Annotated in this window: 20 protein-coding genes; 13 read left to right on the plus strand and 7 right to left on the minus strand. The window is 43.4% G+C overall.

Translation table 11 applies throughout. The features are described 5' to 3' along the window. The first annotated feature begins 11 nt into the window (after window positions 1–11). A complete protein-coding gene (locus IEV39_RS13285) occupies window positions 12–1,226 on the plus strand; it encodes a multidrug effflux MFS transporter (protein WP_032883200.1) in 1,215 nt (404 codons plus the stop codon). A 26-nt stretch (window positions 1,227–1,252) separates the two neighbouring features. Here IEV39_RS13285 and IEV39_RS13290 read toward each other — a convergent pair whose 3' ends face one another. Next, a complete protein-coding gene (locus IEV39_RS13290; RefSeq protein ID WP_005288766.1) occupies window positions 1,253–1,957 on the minus strand; it encodes a nitroreductase in 705 nt (234 codons plus the stop codon). A 424-nt stretch (window positions 1,958–2,381) separates the two neighbouring features. Here IEV39_RS13290 and IEV39_RS13295 point away from each other — a divergent pair, with 424 nt between their 5' ends. The 6 genes from IEV39_RS13295 to IEV39_RS13320 all read left to right on the plus strand — a co-directional run bounded on the left by IEV39_RS13295 (window position 2,382) and on the right by IEV39_RS13320 (window position 11,568). Continuing rightward, complete coding sequence (locus IEV39_RS13295; protein WP_005288763.1) at window positions 2,382–3,737, plus strand: DcaP family trimeric outer membrane transporter; 1,356 nt, start codon at window positions 2,382–2,384, stop codon at window positions 3,735–3,737. Between the two features lie 190 nt (window positions 3,738–3,927). Beyond that, the gene (gene gltS, locus IEV39_RS13300; protein ID WP_005226981.1) at window positions 3,928–5,163 is read left to right on the plus strand and encodes a sodium/glutamate symporter; all 1,236 of its coding nucleotides are present in this window, start codon (window positions 3,928–3,930) and stop codon (window positions 5,161–5,163) included. A gap of 94 nt (window positions 5,164–5,257) precedes the next feature. Next, window positions 5,258–6,739 carry an alanine/glycine:cation symporter family protein gene (locus IEV39_RS13305; protein WP_005226982.1) on the plus strand — a complete coding sequence of 494 codons (1,482 nt, stop codon included), beginning with the start codon at window positions 5,258–5,260 and terminating at the stop codon, window positions 6,737–6,739. A gap of 158 nt (window positions 6,740–6,897) precedes the next feature. Further along, complete coding sequence (locus tag IEV39_RS13310) at window positions 6,898–7,878, plus strand: patatin-like phospholipase family protein (RefSeq protein ID WP_032883292.1); 981 nt, start codon at window positions 6,898–6,900, stop codon at window positions 7,876–7,878. Window positions 7,879–8,105: 227 nt separating this feature from the next. After that, window positions 8,106–9,299 (plus strand): peptide antibiotic transporter SbmA, encoded by a 1,194-nt coding sequence (sbmA, locus tag IEV39_RS13315; RefSeq protein ID WP_005288755.1) that lies wholly within the window; start codon window positions 8,106–8,108, stop codon window positions 9,297–9,299. A 217-nt stretch (window positions 9,300–9,516) separates the two neighbouring features. Then, window positions 9,517–11,568, plus strand: a complete 2,052-nt coding sequence (locus IEV39_RS13320; RefSeq protein ID WP_005288752.1) for a M13 family metallopeptidase — start codon at window positions 9,517–9,519, stop codon at window positions 11,566–11,568. A 51-nt stretch (window positions 11,569–11,619) separates the two neighbouring features. On the opposite strand, the gene IEV39_RS13325 is transcribed toward IEV39_RS13320, so the two are convergent. Both IEV39_RS13325 and IEV39_RS13330 read right to left on the minus strand, forming a co-directional pair. Then, window positions 11,620–12,135 carry a chromate transporter gene (locus tag IEV39_RS13325; protein ID WP_005226986.1) on the minus strand — a complete coding sequence of 172 codons (516 nt, stop codon included), beginning with the start codon at window positions 12,133–12,135 and terminating at the stop codon, window positions 11,620–11,622. Next, the gene (locus IEV39_RS13330; protein ID WP_005288748.1) at window positions 12,132–12,704 is read right to left on the minus strand and encodes a chromate transporter; all 573 of its coding nucleotides are present in this window, start codon (window positions 12,702–12,704) and stop codon (window positions 12,132–12,134) included. Before IEV39_RS13330 ends, IEV39_RS13325 begins: the two co-directional genes overlap by 4 nt. Before the next feature lie 100 nt (window positions 12,705–12,804). Between IEV39_RS13330 and IEV39_RS13335 the strand changes: the two genes are divergently transcribed. After that, on the plus strand, window positions 12,805–13,704 hold the full coding sequence (locus IEV39_RS13335) for a LysR family transcriptional regulator (protein ID WP_005288745.1): 900 nt from the start codon (window positions 12,805–12,807) through the stop codon (window positions 13,702–13,704). Between the two features lie 6 nt (window positions 13,705–13,710). Here the strand turns inward: IEV39_RS13335 and IEV39_RS13340 are convergent, their stop codons facing one another. After that, window positions 13,711–14,460, minus strand: a complete 750-nt coding sequence (locus tag IEV39_RS13340) for a DUF4850 domain-containing protein (RefSeq protein WP_005288742.1) — start codon at window positions 14,458–14,460, stop codon at window positions 13,711–13,713. 133 nt (window positions 14,461–14,593) lie between these two features. Here IEV39_RS13340 and IEV39_RS13345 point away from each other — a divergent pair, with 133 nt between their 5' ends. The 4 genes from IEV39_RS13345 (at window position 14,594) to IEV39_RS13360 (ending at window position 17,946) form a co-directional block, all read left to right on the plus strand. Continuing rightward, the gene (locus tag IEV39_RS13345) at window positions 14,594–15,658 is read left to right on the plus strand and encodes a DUF1176 domain-containing protein (protein ID WP_005288739.1); all 1,065 of its coding nucleotides are present in this window, start codon (window positions 14,594–14,596) and stop codon (window positions 15,656–15,658) included. 34 nt (window positions 15,659–15,692) lie between these two features. Further along, a complete protein-coding gene (locus IEV39_RS13350) occupies window positions 15,693–16,463 on the plus strand; it encodes a hypothetical protein (RefSeq protein WP_005288736.1) in 771 nt (256 codons plus the stop codon). Window positions 16,464–16,616: 153 nt separating this feature from the next. Then, window positions 16,617–17,138 (plus strand): hypothetical protein, encoded by a 522-nt coding sequence (locus IEV39_RS13355; protein WP_005288733.1) that lies wholly within the window; start codon window positions 16,617–16,619, stop codon window positions 17,136–17,138. 142 nt (window positions 17,139–17,280) lie between these two features. Then, on the plus strand, window positions 17,281–17,946 hold the full coding sequence (locus tag IEV39_RS13360) for a hypothetical protein (protein WP_005288729.1): 666 nt from the start codon (window positions 17,281–17,283) through the stop codon (window positions 17,944–17,946). 29 nt (window positions 17,947–17,975) lie between these two features. On the opposite strand, the gene gatB is transcribed toward IEV39_RS13360, so the two are convergent. Genes gatB through gatC form a run of 3 tightly spaced genes read right to left on the minus strand, consistent with a single transcriptional unit; the run spans window position 17,976 to window position 21,294 of the window. Further along, a complete protein-coding gene (gatB, locus tag IEV39_RS13365) occupies window positions 17,976–19,445 on the minus strand; it encodes an Asp-tRNA(Asn)/Glu-tRNA(Gln) amidotransferase subunit GatB (protein ID WP_005288726.1) in 1,470 nt (489 codons plus the stop codon). Further along, window positions 19,445–20,923: an Asp-tRNA(Asn)/Glu-tRNA(Gln) amidotransferase subunit GatA gene (gatA, locus tag IEV39_RS13370; protein ID WP_005288724.1), complete on the minus strand. Its 1,479-nt coding sequence runs from the start codon at window positions 20,921–20,923 to the stop codon at window positions 19,445–19,447. The genes gatB and gatA overlap by 1 nt, the downstream gene beginning before the upstream one ends. Window positions 20,924–20,976: 53 nt before the next feature. Further along, window positions 20,977–21,294 carry an Asp-tRNA(Asn)/Glu-tRNA(Gln) amidotransferase subunit GatC gene (gatC, locus tag IEV39_RS13375; RefSeq protein WP_004652310.1) on the minus strand — a complete coding sequence of 106 codons (318 nt, stop codon included), beginning with the start codon at window positions 21,292–21,294 and terminating at the stop codon, window positions 20,977–20,979. A gap of 133 nt (window positions 21,295–21,427) precedes the next feature. On the opposite strand from gatC, the gene IEV39_RS13380 reads away from it, so the two are divergent. Next, window positions 21,428–22,468: a rod shape-determining protein gene (locus tag IEV39_RS13380; protein WP_005226999.1), complete on the plus strand. Its 1,041-nt coding sequence runs from the start codon at window positions 21,428–21,430 to the stop codon at window positions 22,466–22,468. Window positions 22,469–22,477: the final 9 nt, after the last annotated feature.

Consider the following 22,477-nt stretch of genomic DNA (forward strand, 5'->3'; position numbering starts at 1 on the left):
AGTGGGGCAGTATGCAGGCCGAGCAAACCAATCAACGTCAATATTCAACAGCATGGATTATGTTGCTTGCTTTGTTAACTGCGTTAGGGCCGTTATCGATTGATATGTATTTACCCGCATTGCCGCAAATGGCCAATGAATTTGGGGTAAGTACACAAATGGTTGCCAATACCTTGCCTGCCTATTTCTTGGGTCTGGCGATGGGTCAACTGATTTATGGTCCGGTCAGTGACCGGATTGGGCGTAAAAAGCCGCTTTATTTTGGCTTGGCACTATATGCCATCGCCAGTCTGGCGTGTGTCTTTGCAAGCAATGAATGGGCCTTGATCGCAGCCCGTATTTTCCAGGCTTTAGGCGGCTGTGTCGGGGTTGTAATGGCGCGTGCTGCAATCCGTGACCGTCTGGATATGCAGGGTTCTGCACAGGCATTTTCCAGCATGATGATTGTGATGGGGCTGGCGCCCATTCTGGCACCCATCTTTGGGGCATGGATTCTCAACTTTTTTCCGTGGCAAGCGATTTTCATTACCTTGGCGCTGATCGGGGTAATATGCTGGCTCTGTGTGCATTTCTTCTTTAAAGAATCTTTGCCGGTTGAGCGCCGTTTAAAATTATCGGTCTATCAGGTGACCACGCTATATGCGGCGATCTTAAAAGATGAGAGTTTCCGTGTGCCGATGTTTGCAGGCTGCTTAACTGGTGCGGCCTTATTCTGTTATATCAGCTCGGCTTCTGCGGTTTTTATGGGACAGTATGGCTTATCTCAACAACATTTCTCTTATGCCTTTGCCTTAAATGCAGCAGGCATCATGCTGATGTCCTCGATTAATAAACACCTGAATACCCGTATGGGCATTTTCCAGCGTTTAAAACTGGGAGGCGCGATTCAGTGTTTTGGAGCCTTGATTGTACTAGGCGCAGGGCTGATGGCAGATGCACCTTTAGCCTTACTGATGCCGGGCTTGTTTTTGGTGGTCTCCGGGATTGGTTTAACCGGGCCGAATGCCATGGCTTTGGCCATGTCTCAACAGGGCGCGCGTGCAGGTACAGCCAGTGCAATTATGGGCAGTATGCAATTTGCCTGCGGTTTACTGGCTGGGATCATCCTGAATTTCCTGTTCTGGAAAGCATCGCTGAATATGGGCATCATGATGTTGTTATTTACCAGCGCCGGCTTCTTTGCCATCTTAAAAGTCGGTAAACAACAAAGCAGTATCTCTGGTTAAAGAAATACTGCTGCATCTCGGATGGTTTAATCTAAAAAGACAGTGAAGTTTTCAACAGGCTCACGTGGCGTAATGAAAGTATTCACAATATGGTCAGGGTCGGCATAACCCAAGGCAATGGTACACACCAGTTCTTCATCTTCTGGCGCGCCCAGAATATCCAGAACGATCGGGTGGAAATGATTCCAGGCTGCTTGCGGGCAGGTATCCAGTCCACGGGCCTTGGCGGCCACCATGACATTCTGCAACATCATGGAAATATCCATTTTTGAACCGATGCCCATGATTTTATTCACGGTAAAATACAGGGCGACCGGCGCATCAAATAGCTGGAAGTTACGCAGCTGTTGCGCTGCCATTTTCTCTTTTTCACCTTTCTGGATACCCAGCAAGCCATAGAGACCCCAGCCATTGGCACGACGACGATCGATAAATGGTGAAATCCAGGTTTCAGGGTAGTAAGCAAAGGTCTCCTGATATTGTGCGGCCAGTTCTGGTTTTTGTAGAAGTTCGATTTGTGCAGCGCACACACGGTCAATCATTTCGGCACGTTTTTGTCCAGTGACCACATAGACTTTCCAAGGCTGAACGTTGGTCCCAGAAGGGGCACGGCTGGCGACAGTCAGGATGTCTTTAATGGTTTGGGTGTCCACAGGGGTATCTAAAAATGCACGTACCGAATGACGAGAGGTAATGGCCTCGTCCACCAGGCGGACTTGTTCCGTGTTCATGAAAACTCCTAACATTTTGATCTTTTAATGACAGGAGAATATAAATCAATAAATGTTTTTTGTTGCGGGTTTTTCAGGTATAAATATAGGGTTGCATAAAAAATACGCAAAAAAATTAGAGGATTAACACTAATTGTTGTGAGTTTTCTATCTTTTGTTAGGTTTGTGTGAAAAATAATTCTATAAGTAACATAATGAAATCGAAATAATATTTATGCCTACTCAATGGAATCAATAAAACTCTTTAAATAAAAAGTACACACAATATCCGAAATTTATGCATAATACGCCCTTTTTAAAAATGATTAGACTTTCCTTGCTGAATGGCTAAGGGGGAATTTTCTATTTTAAAGACAGCTTGAATTTATCCAATTCAATCTCTGTGGGAAATGTTGAAATATACACTATATACAAGGAGCTTCTCATGAGTTTATCTCTCATCCGTAAGCCGTTCGTAATGCAAGGATTAGCAATCACAGTTGCTGCCTTAATGATGAACAGTACACACGCTGCCAGCGAGCAAGAACAGATTCAGCAACTTCGCGATGAAGTGAAGGAATTAAGAGCTTTATTACAGCAATATGTTCCCCAGGCAAAACAACAAAATGATGCCGCTCAAGTTGCTGTCGCCCCTGCAACTGCAGTAGCTGCAACCAATAATCAAAATACAGCAGCGGTAGTCACAACCACTGCCCCGAAAAAATCTCCATTAAGTTTTAGCACTGCTTCTGGTGCGGAAGTAAAACTGTACGGTTTCTTGCGTGGTGACGCGTCTTATCAGGCAAAAGGTGGTGACGGTATTTTTAACCGCATCAATAAGGTTGATCTGGAAGGTGCTGAAAAGAACAGTGACCGTTTCTATAGCACCGCAACCGTGACCCGTCTTGGTCTTGATTTTAAAGCACCGGTTGAAGGCGCTGATGTTGGCGGTAAGTTAGAAGTGGACTTCCGTGGTGGTAGCAGCAATGACACGATTCGTATCCGTCACGCTTATATGACTTATAACGACTGGCTATTTGGTCAAACCACATCGACCTTCCTGGCCACAGATTTGCAACCGGAAATGCTGGACTTTAACTCGCCACTGGGGATTGGTACCTACCGTACACCTATGGTTCGTTATAGTGGCAAGTTCACACCAGAAACCAGCTATGCGGTTGCTTTAGAAAAAGGCAATGACGATAACCGTGCGCCATCCTTAACCTCAAAAGTAAAATATGATTTTGCTGAAGGCAAGGGAACCACCTCTGCACGTGCCTTGTTGACAGAAGCACGTAGTAAAGCGACCTATGACAACAACAATAACCGCATCAATTCAGGCGAAGCTGAACTGGGTTGGGGTGTTGCTGTGGGTGCAAAATATAAATTCACAGATTCATTACAGGCCATGATTGACTATTCGCATGTCAAAGGCGATAGCAAATTCCTGCTGTATACCAACAATGCCTTCAATGTAAATCCAAATAATTTTGATTTGAATCTGAATGAATTTGATGCAGTGACAGTTGGTACAACCTATCAGATTAACCCGAAATTACGTAGTACTTTGGCCTATGGCGCCATGTTTGCAGATGACAGCAATGACTTTGCAAAACAGGCCGTGGTTGCAAAAGACACCGCCCAGAACAAAACCCTGCAACAGGGCTGGTGGAATATCATGTATTCACCAGTAACACCGATTACGTTCGGTCTGGAATATATCTACGGTGAGCGTAAAACCTTTGACGGGCAAAAAGGTAAAGATAATCGTGTAGGAGCAATGGCTCGCTATAATTTCTAAGCCATTTCAACCCGCAGATGCAAATCATCCGTGAAAACTGAATCACCATAACTTGCAAAGGTTCTCACATTGAACTGTATGCTTTTTATAAAGTTGATTGAGTTTTCACTCATTTTTAGAGTTACTATTTTGGCAGTTTGAAAGGGGCTACCCGCCGTCAGATGAACTACCAAGATAAACGGAAGAAGATATGGAATTTACTTTTAATGGTTTTTATACTCTGATTTCAGCCGTTATCGTGTTGTTATTAGGGCGTTTGCTCGTTAATAAAATTGATTTCTTAAGACGCTATAACATTCCCGAGCCGGTTGCTGGTGGTCTGGTTGCAGCCGTAGTTTCACTGCTGGTACATTCGCTTTGGGGCTATAGCATTGTCTTTAGTAGCGAGTTACAAACCAGTTTTATGTTGATCTTCTTTGCTTCGATTGGTTTAAGTGCCAATTTCCTGAAGCTTAGAGAAGGCGGTATCGGCTTGGTGATCTTCCTGGTCTGTGTTGCATCTTTCATTGTGGTACAGAACGCGGTCGGGATGAGTCTGGCAACCTTGCTTGGTATTGATCCGCTGGTGGGGCTGATTGCAGGTTCAATCACCTTGACCGGTGGTCATGGTACAGCAGGGGCATGGGGCGAAATTCTTGAAACCCAGCACGGGATTCAAGGTGCTCTAGCTTTAGGTATGGCGAGTGCAACTTTTGGTCTGATCATCGGGGGGATTATCGGTGGTCCATTGGCGAAATTGTTAATTAACCGTTATAGCCTTGCTCAAGCGCAGACACCGGCTGAGATCAAAAACCGTGATACGCATCTAGATCAGCATCCTGACGAGCTGGCACCATTTGAAAATCCACATCAAGTCCGTTTAATCACTGCTGATAATGCCATTACCACTTTGGGTATGTTTGCTGCGTGTCTTGCATTTGCAGAGTTCATGACCGGATTCAGTAAGGGCACTTGGTTCGAGCTACCAACCTTTGTCTGGGCGCTTGGTGGCGGTGTGATTTTACGTAACATCCTCGAAAGCGTATTAAAGGTAGATATCTTTGATCGTGCTATTGACGTGTTTGGTAATGCATCATTGTCACTTTATCTGGCAATGGCATTGCTGTCGCTCAAATTATGGCAGCTGGCTGATCTTGCTGGACCGCTCGTTGTCATTTTAGGTGCGCAAACCATTACCATGGCATTGTATGCAGCATTCATTACTTTCCGTGTGATGGGTAAAAACTACGATGCGGCTGTATTGGCTGCAGGTCACTGTGGTTTTGGTATGGGGGCAACACCAACTGCGGTTGCCAACATGCAGGCCATCACCAATATGTATGGACCTTCTCATAAAGCGTTCCTGATCGTTCCGCTTTGTGGTGCGTTCTTTGTTGATTTAATTAACGCAACAGTAATTCAATTAATTTTGAAATTCTTTGCCTAAGTCGGATCAAAAGCCCCTAAAGGGGCTTTTTTGATTCATCCATTGTTATCGTATATGTACGTATGTACATAAAATCTTTAAAAGCGAATAAGTGATGAATGAAAAATTAAATGACACCCTGATGGCTTGGGTAAGTTTTTTCAATGATCCTTTATGGGACTTTCTGGTTATTTTCCTTCTGGCAGTAGGTATCTTCTATACCATTGCGACCAAAGCTGTGCAGATCAGAATGTTCTTTCACAGTATCAAAGTGATGAAGGGCAGCCGTAGCAAAGGCGAAGAGAAAGATTCACACGGATTAACACCCTTCCAGGCATTCGTAACAGGCTTAGCCAGTCGTGTCGGTGTAGGTAATATTGCAGGTGTTGCGATTGCGATTGCGATTGGTGGCCCTGGTGCCGTGTTCTGGATGTGGTTTACTGCATTACTGGGGATGAGCTCGGCTTTTATTGAGTCTTCGCTTGCTCAGTTATTTAAAGTAAGAGACAGTAATAGCAAGCAGTTTCGGGGTGGACCGGCTTACTATATTACTCAGGGCTTACGTAGCAAAACCTTTGGTGTGATCTTCGCGCTGGCATTGATCTTCACTTATGGTTTCGTATTCAACTCTGTTCAGATCAATGCGATTGCCAATGCTTCCTCACATGCGTGGGGCTGGGATAAGGCCAATATGATTGCGCACCTGGGCGGTGTTGATCTGGAAATCTCATGGGTTGGTCTGGTACTGGTTGTGTTAGTTGCATTGGCAATTTTTGGCGGTATTAAACGTATCGCTAAATTTGCCGAGATGTTTGTGCCATTAAAAGCAGGTCTATACTTGGCTGTTGCTTTATATATCGCCTTAAGCAACTACGAACTTCTGCCTGGCATTTTCAAATTGATCTTTACTGAAGCATTCCAGTTTAATGCTGCAGCGGGCGGTTTCTTTGGTGCCATGATTTCCATGGCGATGATGCAAGGGATCAAGCGTGGCCTGTTCTCAAACGAAGCCGGTATGGGTTCGGCGCCGAATGCTGCCGCAGCTTCTGATGTGAAGCATCCGGTGAACCAAGGTTTGGTTCAGATGCTGGGTGTATTCGTCGATACCTTTATTGTGTGTACCAGTACTGCGATGATTATCCTGATTTCTGGTGTTTATCACGATGCCGGTTTCGTCGGGGTTGAATTAACCCAGCGTGCGTTAGAGACACAAGTGGGTAGCTGGGGGGGTGACTTCCTTGCGATTCTGTTATTCCTGTTCTGTTATTCAGCCGTGTTAGGTAACTATGCCTATGCAGAAAGTAATGTACAGTTCATCAATAACAATCCAAAAGTCATGTTCATCTTCCGGGTTTTTGTGTTGGTCATGGTGTACTTCGGTGCAATTGGTAGTGTTCCGCTGGTTTGGTCGATGGCTGACTTGTTCATGGGAATCATGGCAACCATTAACCTGGTGGCAATCTTATTGTTAACCCCAATGGCACGTACCTTACTGAAAGACTATACCGCACAGTTGAAGAAAGGCATTAAAGAGCCTGAGTTCAAGATTGATAACTATCCGGAACTGAAGAAAAAAGTTGATTCTGATATCTGGTAAGTGATTTGAATAATGCCTTGAATGTATAAAAAAAGTTCCTTGCGAGGGACTTTTTTTATGAAGATTTCATGACATATGCAAAGAAATTGATACATCTTTTCAGATGTGCTGACGCTAAAATCCGACACAGAAAAACAGACAATATGGCAACACTGCGTATGAAACAGCTTAAATTCTGGGCCCTTGGTCTTTCAATCATGCTCTTGGCAGGTTGCCAAACTACAGCGCATGTAAGCCCTGCTGTAGAAGATGCTCAGGCACATACTGTTTCGCAACCTTTTAGTTATATCAAACAGCAACAAAAGCGACCTGTGGTGGCGTTGGTGCTGGGCAGTGGCGGGGCACGGGGATATGCGCATATCGGTGTGATCGAAGTACTAGAACAACAAGGCATTCGCCCTGACTTTATTGTTGGAACCAGTGCGGGCAGTATTGTCGGTTCAATCTATGCCAGCGGTAAAAGTGCTGCTGAACTGCGTGATATTGCCTTGAAGCTAAAAGCCACTGATGTCCGTGATGTCAATCTGAGTCTAAAAGGCTTTTTTGATGGTAAGAAGGTGGAAGACTATATCAACCAGCAAGTCCATAATACGCCCTTACAAAAGTTGAAAATCCCGCTGTATGTGGTGGCAACCGAGTTAAAGGACGGTTCAAAAACCGTATTTAACTATGGCAATACCGGACAGGCGGTTCGTGCTTCCGCTTCGATTCCAAGTATGTTTGTACCAACCATGATTCATGATGTGGAATATGTCGATGGGGGGCTGGTCAGTCCAGTACCTGTGCAGGTAGCACGTGAGCTCGGCGCCGATGTGGTGATTGCGGTGGATATTCTGGCTCAGCCAATCCATACCGAAACCACCAATGTGTGGGGCCTGTTTAACCAGAATATCAATATTATGCAAGGTCGTCTGGCTGAAGAAGAGCTCAAAGAAGCAGATATTGTGATTCAACCTGACCTACGTGAGAAAGCACATATTTTTGATGTAAAAGGTCGTGAGCAGACCATGCAGGCAGGCATTGATGCAGCAAATGATAAACTGGCCGATATACAATGGGCTATCCAAAATAAAAGCAAGCCCTCTAGAGCGGATCAGCAGAATATGGCGGTCAAGCAAAATTCAGCCCTGCCACGGTGATTGAATATTGTTCAGATTTGTAGGGGGAGTTAAGTGTTTGAGTCTATTTGCTAAAATTCATTTTTTATAAAAACAGCTTATAAATATTCTACAAAAAACTATTAAAACGTCCAGAAAAATAGTAAATAACTACAAATCATAAAACTTTTCTATCAGAGAGTTTTAAGTTTTAGGTCATAGGATGACCTCATCAAATAAATTGTTTCATAACAAGGATTGTTAAACAGATGTTTAAGTCTTTCTTTCCGAACCCGCGTCTATTTTTTATTTCTGTGGTTGTCTGGCTCGCACTTAATATGCTGCTTTGGTACAGCGGTGGACATAGCTGGGGCGAATATCTGGGTTTTCCTAAAGGCTATGCTAATGCAGAATTACCGATTGATGTCAGTCGCTTTTGGGCGCCTTCATTTATCTGGTTTTATTGCTGGTTCTTTATTGCTACAGCTTTGTTTGCGGGTTTTTGGCGTATTTTTTCAGATAATAAGTGGCAGAAATGGTCGATTTGGGGCTCTGCTTTTATTTTGTTTAACATTTGGTTTTCAGTACAAGTCGATGTCGTATTAAATGCTTGGTATAACCCTTTTTATTCATTAATACAGAAAATGGTTTCTAGTGGTGGTGGTGATTTAAAGCAGCTTTATAGTGGAATGTTTACTGTTATTTTGATAGCCATGGTCTATGTCACCATCGCTATATTGAATTTATTTTTTGTTAGCCATTATATCTTTCGCTGGCGTACAGCAATGAATGATTATTATACCCAGTATTGGAAGCGACTACGTCATATAGAAGGTGCATCTCAGCGTATTCAAGAAGATACGATGAGATTTGCTGGAACTTTAGAGGGGCTAGGTGTAAGTTTGATTGAGGCGATTATGACTTTAATCGCCTTTTTACCGATTTTGATCCAGCTTTCAGTTCACGTCAAAGTTTTACCTATAGTTGGCGAAATTCCGCATACACTAATGATAGCTGCTCTAGGTTGGGCAATTTTTGGAACCGTAGTCTTAATGGTAGTTGGTGCTAAGCTTCCAGGATTGGAGTTTAATAATCAAAAGGTTGAAGCTGCATATCGTAAAGAGTTAGTTTATGGTGAAGACCATGCTGATCGAGCTGATCCTTTAACACTAAAAGAGTTATTTAGTAAGGTACGTTTGAACTACTTTAAATTGTATTTCCACTATACCTATTTTAATTTAGTGCGGTTTTGGTATTTACAATTGGATAATTTATATGGATTTTTTATTTTAGCACCATCAATTGCAGCAGGTGCGATTGCTCTAGGGATCATAATGCAGATTATGAATGTATTCCAATTGGTTAGAAAATCTTTTCAATATCTTATCACTTCATGGCCAACGATTATTGAGTTGCTATCAATTTATAAACGTCTTCGCACATTTGAAAAAACGTTAGATTAGTTTGAATGACCTAATTTTAGTCAGCCTTCAGTTGATGTGAAGGCTTTTTTTATTGGCTGTATGCTGAGTGGATTTGTTTCTTATGTGACGTTTGCATATGTATTTCTGTGAAAATTACTTTATTTGAGTGTGTGCTTTCACTATAGTCCTTTGATAAAATTAATGATCTCTCATTTTGCTCTTGTATAGCGTAGAACTTAAATAAATAGGATAAATCATGAAACCTGCATTGCTTAAAAGTGCATTAGCGCTTGCACTGACTGCTTTTACTGCAAATGTATGGGCAGACCCAGCAATTAAATCCTCCCTAAGTCAAAAAAAATCAGGCATTGACCAGCAATATATCGATCAAACTGTGTCTGCCCAGCATGATTTTTATGATCATGTAAATGGAACATGGCTAAAGGAGACTGCGATTCCTGCAGATAAGTCACGTTGGGGCGCATTTAACGAGTTACATGAATTATCGACCAACCAGTTGCATGCCATTGTGGAACAACTGAGTGCCCAAAAATGGGCAGCAGGCAGCGTAGAGCAAAAGATTGCCAGTCTGTACGCCAGCTTTATGGATGAAAAAACCATTGAAGCACAAGGCCTTCAACCTTTACAGCAGGAACTGGCGCAGGTTGATGCAATTCAAAATAAACAAGACTTTGCTCGATTAATGGGGCATTTCTCGCGTATCGGCGTGAGAACGCCATTTGATATCAGTATTGATCAGGACATGAAACGCTCTGATGTAATGATTGCAGGTTTGGCACAGCGTCGATTGGGCCTACCAGATCGTGACTATTATTTGAAAGATGATCAGAAGTTTGTGGAAACGCGTGCAAAATATCTCAAGCATATTGAAAAGATGCTGCAGCTTTCTGGCGATCAGCAAGCCGCTCAGCATGCCAAACAAATCCTCCAGCTGGAAACAGAACTGGCCAAGATTCAGTGGAGTAATGTTCAAAATCGTGATTTATCCAAGCGTTACAATATTTACCCGCTTAAAGATTTGAATCAGTTAAGTCGTAACTTTGATTGGGATAGTTATCTGAAGACGGTTGGGGTAAAGGATAAAATCCAGACCATTCAGGTACATCAGCTCAGCTATTTTAAGGCGCTTGATCCAGTGCTGAATAGAACTCCTTTAGAGGTGTGGAAGGCCTATTTTAAATGGAACCTGATCAGCAGTTTCGCCCCTTATCTGAATAAAGCTCTTGTTGATGAAAGTTTCGCGTTTTATGGTAAAAGTTTGCGTGATGTGGCTGAGCAGGAAGTGCGCTGGAAACGTGGCGTACAAACGGTAAACGGTGTGCTTGGTGACGGCCTGGGTAAAATCTATGTAGAAAAACATTTTTCTGCGGATAAAAAACAGCGCATGGATACCTTGGTTCAGAATCTGATCCGGGCTTATGATCAAAGTATTAGCCAGCTGGACTGGATGAGTCCTGCAACCAAAGTACAAGCTAAAAAGAAACTGGCTAGCTTATCCATTAAAGTGGGTTACCCGAAGAAATGGCGTGATTATTCAGCATTGGACATTAAAGACGGTGATTTGATTGGTAACGTGATTCGGGCCAGCGAGTTTGAGCATCAGGACGAACTGGATAAGCTCGGTAAACCTGTTGACCGTGATGAATGGTTTATGTCACCGCAAACGGTAAATGCGTATTACAACCCATCCTCCAATGAAATTGTATTCCCGGCTGCCATCTTACAACCGCCTTTCTTTAATATTGAAGCCGATGATGCGGTCAATTATGGCGGGATTGGGAGTGTCATTGGGCATGAGATCAGTCATGGTTTTGATGATCAGGGCAGCCAGTTTGATGAATTGGGCAATATGCGTAACTGGTGGACCAAGCAAGATCATCAGAAGTTTAAGGCCAAAACACAGGCTTTGATTGCACAGTACAATGCTTATGAACCGATTGCAGGGTATCACGTCAATGGTGAGCTGACGCTGGGTGAAAATATTGCCGATAACTCGGGATTATCGATTGCCTACAAAGCGTATCAATTGTCCTTGGCAGGCAAGCCTGCGCCTGTGATTGAAGGGCGTACGGGGGAGCAGCGTTTCTATATGGGCTGGGCGCAAGTCTGGCGCGCCAAAACCCGTGAAGCACAAGCGATTGTATATTTAAAAACAGATCCACATGCGCCCGATAAAGTCCGGGCCAATGGTGCTTTAGTCAATCAGGCGCCGTTCTATGATGCTTTCAAGATTAAAGCCGGGGACAAAATGTATTTGGCCCCTGAAAAGCGGGTCAGTATCTGGTAATCCAGAATTCAATAAAAAACCTGCATCATGCAGGTTTTTTATTGGCTCGATTTAAAGGAAGGCAATTCCTAGTCCTGCGCCTGCGGCCATCACCCAAAGTGGATGGATCTTTTTAAACATCCCGAGCACTGCAGTAACAACTACGATAATGACCAAGAGCAGGTTTTGTGCGGAAGCATCGGCAATCATCCAGGCACTGACCAAGACCAAGCCGACAGTAATCGGTTTCAGGGCTTTTTCAAAACGCGCCCGTAACGGATTGGCTTTAAAGCGTTCCCAAAATTTCAGCGCATAAATGGTAATGATGGAAGATGGACCAAATTTTGCCAGTGAGGTGACCAGTAAACCTGCTGGACCTGCCACATGCCAGCCGACCAAAGGCACAATCATCATATTCGGACCGGGTGCTGCCTGCGCCATGGCAAATAGCGAGCTAAACTGCTCTGCACTCATCCATTGATGCACGGTTACCACCTGATGCTGCATTTCAGGCAGGATGGCATTACCACCCCCAAAAGCCAGCAATGAAAGCTGAGTAAAAACCACGGCAAGGGTGACTAAGATCATGATTTTTTCACTCCCAATACCAGCATGTTAATGGCCAGTAGAATCGCTAAAGTCAGTGCCAACGGCAGCTTGATCCAGATCATGAACACGAAGGTCAGGCCGATGGTAAAAAGGGTCAGGTAACTTTTCAAGATGGGTTTGAGCATCTTAAAGCCTGTGGCAAACAGCAAGCCTGCTGCTGCTGCGGCCAAACCCTGGATCATGTGTTTGACGGCAGGTAGATATTGAAAATGCTCATAGACCTGATAGATCATTAGCACAATTGCAGTTGGGGCTGAGATCAAACCGAGGACTGAACTGATCGCACCTTTCACGCCCTGGAATTCCATTCCAATGGCAACCGCCATATTGATGATGTTACCGCCCGGTAATAACTGGCACACGCCAAGTAAGTCGGTAAATTTGCCAGCATCAATCCATTTATGTTCTTCAACGATAATGCGATGTGCCAGTGGTAGCACGCCACCGAAACCCATCAATCCCAATTTCATAAACCCCGTAAAAAGTGCCTTACAATCAGGAGCAGTCGTTAATGGTTCACGCTCTATTGATAGGACTTGGGCTTTCATTGGATTACCTTTCTGTTCAATCTTGTGAGCTATAGCATGAAAGATTTATGGTATATTCACAAATGCTATTTTTGCCATTATCTATACTTTTAAGGTATGTATGATCGATATTCATAAGCTCAATGCATTCGTGGCTGTAGTGGAAGAAAGCAATATTTCCAAAGCAGCGGTCAGACTGCATATGCAACAGCCGCCATTGACCCGATTGATCAAAAGTCTGGAACAAGAACTGGATACGGCTTTGCTGAAACGTCTGCCTCGTGGTGTCGAGGTCACGGAAGCCGGTAAGGCTTTGTATCAGGAAGCGATCACCATTTTGGCGCATGCCCAGTCGATTCCGAAACGGGTAAAAAACATTGCCCAGGGACTGGAAGGTCAGATCAATATTGGCTTTACCAACTCCGCAGGCTTACATCCTTTTTTGCCAGCGGTGTTGCGTCAGTTTAGGGAGCAGTTCCCTGCGGTAGCGATTCATCTGGAAGAGGACAGCAGCACTGCTTTAACGGATGCCGTGATCAATGAAAAACTGGATATTGTTTTTCTACGCAAACCGGCACCGATTCATACCGAAGTCCAAAGTATTCATGTACTGGATGAGCCTTTAATTGTCGCGTTGCCGAGTAATCATCCTTTGGCTGGGCAAGCGGGAGCAATCCGTTTAGTCGATTTGGAGCCTTATGAGTTTGTGTTGTATCGCCGTATCGCGGGACAGGACCTGTTCGATAATATTCTGGCGAACTGCTATCAGGCCGGTTTTAGTCCCAATATTGTTCAAGAGGCTCCTCGCTTAACCTCGAGCCTTAATCTGATTGCCGCAGGCATTGGACTGTCTATTGTTCCTGCGTCAATTCAGGACTTCTGGAACAAGCAGATTGTGTATAAATCGCTAGAGGCGAAAAAACCATGTATTGCCCCGATTTATGCAATTTGTCGTGCCCAAGGCAATAGTGTTCGGGTTGAGCATTTCTTGAGTTTACTCAAAGCCAGTCAAGCGGTTTGAAACGGTTCAATGGTTAAAGTGATAGAAATTTAAAATCGGCCCGGCCAGATGTTGCTGTGATTGATCCAACGTCACTTTAATGACCCTGAAGTTAAAGTCACCTTGGTCAATATATTTAGCCACACCATGAGTTCTGTAATTCAGTTGTGGAATCTGATAGCTAAAGAACGCCACCTGTTTGGAGGGATGTACCATCTTGACCAGTTTTTGCGGGTCTTTATAGCCGCCATATTCATTTTCAATACTCTGCTTTAACAGATTAGGAAAATAAAGCGTGGCATAGGGCATACCGCAGCCCACACAAACGGATGAGTCGTATAATTCAATCGCCTGTTTTTGATTTGGGCTCATCAGCAAAGCTGAACCGGTACCATTTGCACCTGCACTTGCCTCTACATCGTGCCAATCTTTCGGGATCAGCACAGCACCAATTTCTGGGAGTGCAACAAGTTTAAGCTGCTTGGCCTGAGATGCATTCAGCTTAAAGTCAAAATGGCAGCTTTTGGCTGTACAGCGTTTAAAGTCTTTTAATAAGCCTTCATCGGCTGGATTCAACGCAGTAACGCCATAAAAGGGAACGCGGACATCGTTGGCAAAGGATACTTCACCCAAGGCATAGATTTGGTTTTCGGCTTTACGCTGTTGGACTGTATTTGAAAATTGGGGAAAAATGGGTTTAAAGCTACGGACTTCTGCATGAGCCGAAGCCACTGATAAGATGAATAAAACAGTAGAAATAGCGGTAAAGGATTTCATTTTTTAATTAAGTATTTTAGATTTGAGTTCAAATGAATATATTCTGCAATACAAGAACCTACAACCTGTTCTATGCAATCGCATTAGAATATTTCAACGAATAATAAATAAATTGCATTGAGACATAATCCCTATGAACAAGATCTTTACAGTCTGTTGTTTTATTGCGTTGAGTTCGAGTGCTTTTGCCCAAGATATTAAGGGCATTTCTTTCTCGTATCAGGATTGGGAAATCTACTGTAGCAATACGGGTACTTGTCGGGCTGCAGGTTATCAAAATGAAGCGGAGCGTAATGAGCCTGCTTCATTATTATTGACCCGTCAGGCGGGACCACGGCAAGCTGTACAGGTGGAATTCGCACTGGCACGTTATGAAGAGGAGTCTTTTCCGGCCGCCAAGCTTAAAAATATTCATTTTTATATCAATGGTAAAGATTTGGGTGCAATCGCGTTTGAGGGGACTGAATTTCCGCTGATGGGTAAACTCTCAGCAAATCAAGTGAATGCTTTATTACAGCAGTCCCGACAACAGACCGAGATCGTGTTTAAAAATGCGCAGCTGCAATGGAACATTTCAGATGCAGGCATGACTGCAGTCTTGCTAAAAATGGATGATTTCCAGAAACGTATTGGTACGGTAGGCGCTTTGATTAAAAAGGGCCAAGCGGATGAGTCAAAGGTATTGGCAGCTCAACCCAGATTTACGGTCAAACAGATCAAAACCTCCAGTAAACCTTATCTAACTTTGCAGCCAAATAACAAACGCTATGCAGCGTTATATCGTAATTTGATGGCAGCTCAGCCGATGCCAAAACAGGAGGGCTTTTGTGAAGGGATGTATGAGGATGGTGAAACAAAGCCTCAAATGATCGAACTGTATAAACTGACCAATAAAAAAGTATTGGCGATGTCCTTGTGTTGGCGTGGTGCCTATAACGAAGGTTATGGCGCATGGGTGCTGGATGATTCACTTGCAAACAAGGCAAACTTTGTGACTGAACAGGCTTCCGAGTTTTATAACGGTATTTTGAGTAGCTCACAAAAAGGTCGTAGTATTGGTGATTGCTGGGCCAGTGATGAATGGGTCTGGGATGGACAGAAGTTTGTGCATACTCAAGATCGCTGGACAGGAATGTGTAAAGGACTTGCCGCAGGTGGGGTGTGGGATCTTGATCAGATCGAAGCCATCGTTAAATAATGTATTGGACATAAAAATAGCCTAAGGAAATATCATGCTAAAGGATAAAAATGTTTGGCCTGCAATGATTCTGCTGGGTGCATCCGCCTGTTTTAGTGCAACTATTTTTGCTGCACCTTTACAGATTCTGGAATTTAAAAAGGGACAACTGAGTTCAACCGAACAGACGCAACTTTGTGAACAGGTCAAAGACCTATGTCAGAACAAACCACAATTGCTAAGCTTAAAAACACCTGATCAAGGTTTATGGTTATTATCTGAGGGCAATATTGCTCGGTTTAGTATTTCAACTACAGGTTTTAAACTATTGAAACAGTGGCATATTCCATTAGCCTCGTCGGAAGAAATGGCTCGATCAGGACAGTATATTTTCCCTAAGCTATTTCCCATGGATCAGAATCGTTATGCCATTGCCGTGATTAATACTTCTTCTGAAATGTATTCCGGTGGTGGGGCAGGAATTGAACGGGCCAGCTTTTATGAGTTAAAGGATTCGGGTCAGACACATCGCTTTATTGAAAATTATCCATTTCATTTTTATCGCATGATTCGGGCCTGTTTCTCGGAACAGGACTATGAACGTTCTAAGGGTAACTGTCATGATGAAGATAGTTTGAGCCTAGATATTCGTCCGATCAAACCAATGCTTTGGCAATTCCGTTATCGCTACAGTCTGGATGTGTCACCTGCGTCAGATTCGGGCGAGAAATCATTTAAGGGCAGTCGTAATCTGAATATTGATTTAAATAAAGCCCCGCAGCAGCCAAATATACCCGCATCATGGGATTATGCCGGTATGGAATAAATGCGCATGCAGGAATATAGGATTGTTGTAGAGGATCATTTTACACTTTGCTAAAGCTTTAAGGGCGTGGGCTTACGCAATTTACAGCGTCATAACAGATGATTTGCACCGTACATGGTACAAAGGGAAAGATTGCAATTTGGAACTGTGCTTATGTCTCGCATTTATTCTTCTACCCGCCGTAAATTTTCTCATCTGAGTCGTTCGGTTTTGATGGCTGCGGCTGTGTTGGGTACCACCCAAATGGCAACGGCAGGGCCAACAGTCGATCAACTGAGTGACTGTTTAGTAAAAGCCACGACGGCAGCGGATAAAACCACAGTGTTGCAATGGACGTTTAGCGCTTTAGCTGCGCATCCTGATTTAAAGGCATTCAGCAATGTCACGCCTGAGCAGAAAACCCAATTGGATCAGAAACTGGCGCAGGTGTTACAGCGTGTGATTGTAGAGCAATGTTCGACGCAGACTAAGGCTGTGATCAAAGCCGAAGGAATTCAGGCTGTCGGACAGGCTTTTCAGCAGTTAGGTCAGAGTGCGGGACAGGATATTGTCAAAGACCCAGCGGTCAGACAGCAGTTGCAAGGCACCTTGCGTTATATTGATTTAAATAAATTGGTCACGACTTTTTTAACACCTGATATTTGGAATAAGTTGGGTGTATTAAGAGGGCAGTGATAATCTGGATGTAAGGTAAAATAGATTTTTATTTTTAGTTAGGCTGTGGTTTATAAAATTAGATCCATTGTCTAAATGGGTTTGAAAAGCTAGCGTATCTTAATATATTATTAGTTAATTTTTTTCCTTTAACTAGTTAGTGATGACAGAGTTTATAAAAAAACATAAATTTTTTAGTTGGGTAGTTGGAATATTAGGGACTTTAATCATTGGTGGGTTAGGGAGTGGCGTTTGGGAGATGATGCTAAAGCCTATGTTAAGTTTTTTAAGCAATGGTATTATTAACTTCCTAGTCCATACTTCTACTAGCTTTAGTAATGAAATTTATCAAAGTATTTCAATGCGTAGTTTGGATAGGTTTCAAGCAAAAGCCTATAGTTTGATAGTCACAATTTTAGGTTCTATAACTCTTTTCCTTTGGTTTATTCTATTTACTAAAGGTAAAAAGCTGTTAAATGAAGAGAGAGACGAGAGAAATGGTATTCATGAAAGTGTAAAAGAAAGAGTTTGGATACTAAAAAATTTTAAAAATTTCTATATTTTTATGACCTTTTATTTTGTATTAGGGTGTATTCCTTTCTTTATATACACTTATGATGGAATAAAAACCAGTTTTATATCAGTAAAAGTCATTAATTTTGAATACTTGTTGAAAGTAAATAGTGATGTTTTATCTGAGAATGAGCTTAAGAGATTAGAATCTAATTTCGCACAAATTAAGAATGCTCAAGACTATAATGAAATTATTGATTATTTGAAAAAGTTAGCAATTAAGAATAATAAACACATAAATAGAAACCCGCTCTAAAGCGGGTTTTCTTTTGAAGTTAGATCAGTTTAACCAATCAATTTCTTCATTAATTCATTCACTTGAGCTGGGTTGGCTTTACCTTTTGCAGCTTTCATGACTTGACCAACCAGACCGTTAAAGGCTTTTTCTTTACCCGACTTGTACTCTTCAACCATTTTTTCATTGGCTGCAAGCACATCTTTGATAATCGCTTCAATCGCACCGGTATCGGTTTCTTGCTTCAAGCCTTTTTCAGCAATAATGTCATCCGCAGATTTTCCTTCTGCTTCCCACATAAAGCCAAACACTTGCTTCGCGATTTTGCCGTTAATAGTGTTATCCACGATACGTGCAATCATGCCACCCAATTGCTCAGCAGAAACAGGCGAATCCACCAATTCCAGGCCCGCTTTGTTTAAAGCACCTGAGAATTCACCCATTACCCAGTTTGCTGATACTTTACCTTGTGCCACACCGCCAGCAGCAACTACAACTGCTTCGTAGAAGTCTGCCATTTCGCGTGACAGCGTCAATACATGCGCATCGTACTCAGTCACACCGAAGTCAGCAATAAAGCGTGCACGGCGTGCTTTAGGCAGTTCTGGAAGAGCAGCACGTGCCGCTTCGATCTGCTCGTCAGCAATGATCACTGGCAACAAGTCTGGATCTGGGAAGTAGCGATAGTCGTTCGCTTCTTCTTTCGAACGCATTGAACGGGTTTCCATCTTGTTCGGATCGAACAAACGAGTTTCCTGATCAATCTCGCCGCCGTATTCCAGAATTTCCATTTGGCGTTCAATTTCAACATTGATCGCTTGCTCAATGAAACGGAATGAGTTGAGATTTTTTAACTCGCAACGTGTACCGAATGGTTGACCCGGACGACGGAGTGACACGTTACAGTCAGCACGGAATGAACCTTCTGCCATGTTACCGTCAGAAATACCTAACCAACGCACCAAGGTGTGAATCGATTTGATATAGGCAACCGCTTCTTCCACCGAACGCATATCAGGCTCAGATACGATTTCAAGCAATGGTGTGCCCGCACGGTTTAAGTCGATACCCGACATACCTTCGAACTGGTCATGAATCGATTTACCAGCATCTTCTTCAAGATGGGCACGAGTCACGCCAATACGCTTCACAGTGCCATCTTCAAGCTGGATGTCGATATGACCCAAGCCCACAATCGGATTATCCATCTGGCTGATCTGGTAGCCTTTTGGCGAGTCTGGATAGAAGTAGTTCTTACGCGCAAATACAGAGGCTTGGTCGATATAGGCATCGATACCCAAACCAAAGCGAATCGCAAGATCAACCACTTCTGCGTTCAATACTGGCAATACGCCCGGCATGGCTAAATCAACAAGGCTGGCTTGTGTATTTGGGTCTTGACCAAATTCAGTCGATGAACCCGAGAAGATTTTAGATTTGGTTGCAAGCTGAGTATGGATCTCGATCCCGATAACGACTTCCCAACCGTCAATTAACTTTAACTTTTGAGCTTCAGTCATTATGCATTCTCCTCAGCAATTGCCGCACGTTTGGTATGCCAGTCTGTGTTTTGTTGATATTGATGCACAATCGACAGCAATTGTGATTCTGACCAGTAGTTACCAATCAACTGTAAGCCTACAGGCAAGCTGTCTTTATCAAAACCAACTGGTGCGTTGATGGCTGGTAGACCTGCCAAGTTCACAGCAAGGGTATAGATATCACCTAAATACATTTCAGTCGGGCTGAGATTCGCACCGATCTTATAGGCTGTGGTTGGTGCAGATGGCGCCGCAATCACATCAACATTTTCAAATGCTTTGAGGAAATCTTGCTGAATCAAACGACGTACTTTTTGTGCTTTGACATAGTAGGCATCGTAATAACCCGCAGAAAGGGCATAAGTCCCGATCAAAATACGACGTTGGACTTCAGCACCAAAACCTTCTGAACGTGAACGTTTGTACAAATCCATCAAGTCCACAGGATTTTCACAACGGTAACCATAACGTACGCCATCAAAACGTGACAGGTTTGAAGAGGCTTCCGCAGGCGCGATCAGGTAGTACGTCGGCACATAGGCTTCTGTCATGTTGAGATCAATCTCAACCAAGATTGCACCCATGTCTTCTAACTTTTTCAATGACTCTTCAACGCGTGCTTTTACATCTGCGTCTAAACCTGCCACATTGAAGTATTGCTTTGGAATACCAATGCGTAAGCCTTTCACCGCTGTGCCGTTCAAATTAGCAACGTAATCATCCACTTCTTTGTTGATCGAAGTCGAGTCTTTGGCATCATGACCTGCAATCACATTCATCAAATAAGCACAGTCTTCTGCAGAACGTGCCATTGGACCGCCTTGATCCAGTGATGATGCATAGGCAATCATACCGAAGCGAGACACACGACCATAGGTCGGTTTTAAACCCGTTAAGCCGCAGAATGAAGCAGGTTGACGAATTGAGCCACCTGTATCGGTGCCTGTCGCAATCGGTGCAAGATCAGCTGCCACAGCCGCTGCTGAGCCACCAGATGAACCACCCGGTACATGATCCAGTGCCCAAGGGTTAGAGGTTGCACCGATATAAGAATTTTCAGAGGTTGAACCCATGGCAAATTCGTCCATGTTCACCTTACCTAAAGTCACGAGACCCGCAGCTTTGGCTTTTGCAACCACGGTTGCGTCATAAGGTGAAATGAAGTTATCCAGCATTTTTGAACCGGCCGTGGTTTTAATGCCTTGGGTACAAAAAATATCTTTATGGGCAAGGGGAATACCCGCTAGCGCATGTGCATTGCCTGACTTCAGTGCCGCATCAGCCGCATCAGCTTCGGCCAATGCCTGTTCTGCGGTGACGGTCACATAGCTTTTTACTTTCGGGTCAATTTTTGCAATACGCTTTAAATAATGTTCAGTCAATTCACGTGATGAAAATTGGGCTGTTTTTAAGCCTTCAGAGAGTTCACGGATTGATAAGCGATGTAAATCTGTCATATGAAAAATTTCTTTACATTCTAAATATAAAATATTGACTAATCGAATAAAACTTATTCAATTACGCGAGGTACGAGGTACAAACCTGCTTCAGTAGCAGGGGCGACCGCTTGATATTCATCACGATGGTTGCTTTCAGTCACAACGTCAGCGCGTAAAGGTTGCGGGTTATCAAATGGGCTCTTTAAAGGCTCAACATCATCGGTATTAATGCCTTTCAAGCTTTCCATCATGCCAAGGATTTTATTTAAACTTTGAGCATATTCAGCAGATTGCGTGTCATTGAGAGATAAACGTGCAAGGTGTGCGATTTGTGAGACCGTTTGCGCGTTTAAGTCTGTTGTCTGCTGAGCATCTGATGATGTAGACATAACTTTACCTAATTCAGTATTAAAAAATTTCAAAATATCGTGCGTTATAATAAGCGATTGACTTGTTCAAATCATCACATTTAGTTAAAGTTGCCACCTTGTATTCACACAAAGTTTAATTGAGAACGCCCCCGTGATTCTAAAACGACTAATTGGCTTGTTTTCGCCGGATTTAGCCATTGATTTAGGTACTGCAAATACACTTATTTATGCACCAGGCCGTGGCATTATATTAAATGAACCAACTGTTGTGGCAATTCGTCACAGTGGTTCACAAAAAATTGTTGCCGCTGTAGGACTTGATGCTAAACAAATGTTAGGCCGTACACCAGCGAATATTTCAGCGATTCGTCCGATGAAAGACGGTGTCATTGCTGACTTTGAAGTAACTGAGACCATGTTGAATCAGTTTATTGGCAAAGTGCATGAAAAGCGTTTATTCCCGCCAGCACCACGTGTGGTGGTGTGTGTACCATGTAAATCGACTCTGGTTGAGCGTCGTGCCATTCGTGAGGCTGTATTCAATGCAGGTGCACGTGATGTCCGCTTGATTGAAGAGCCAATGGCGGCTGCAATTGGCGCAGGTATGCCGGTTGAGCAAGCCTGTGGTTCGATGGTCGTTGATGTCGGTGGCGGTACCACTGAAATCGCCATCATTTCATTGCAAGGTTGTGTATACGCAGATTCATTACGTATCGGTGGTGATGTATTTGATGAACAGATCATCAACTACGTTCGTAAAGCGCACGGTTGTGTGATCGGGGAAACCACAGCTGAAGTGATCAAGAAAGAAGTGGGTATGGCTGTTACAGACGGCAAAACCCTTGAAATCGAAGTTCGCGGCCGTAATCTGGCAGAGGGTGTTCCTCGCGCGATTACCGTGACTTCAGATGAAATCACCCAAGCCATTGCTGATCCATTGCAAAGCATTGTCAGTGCAGTGAAATCTGCACTTGAACAAACGCCTCCTGAATTGTCTTCGGATATTGCGGAACGCGGTATCGTGTTGACCGGTGGTGGTGCGTTGCTACGTAACCTGGATAAATTACTTGCGCAAGAAACAGGTCTGCCTGTGATTGTTGCAGATGATCCTTTAACTTGCGTTACTCGTGGTGGCGGTAAAGTTTTAGAGTTCTTTGACAATCCAAACCATGACATGCTTTTCGTTGGTTAAATCATAAGG

It is taken from the genome of Acinetobacter courvalinii, assembly GCF_014635545.1.
GTDB lineage: Bacteria > Pseudomonadota > Gammaproteobacteria > Pseudomonadales > Moraxellaceae > Acinetobacter > Acinetobacter courvalinii.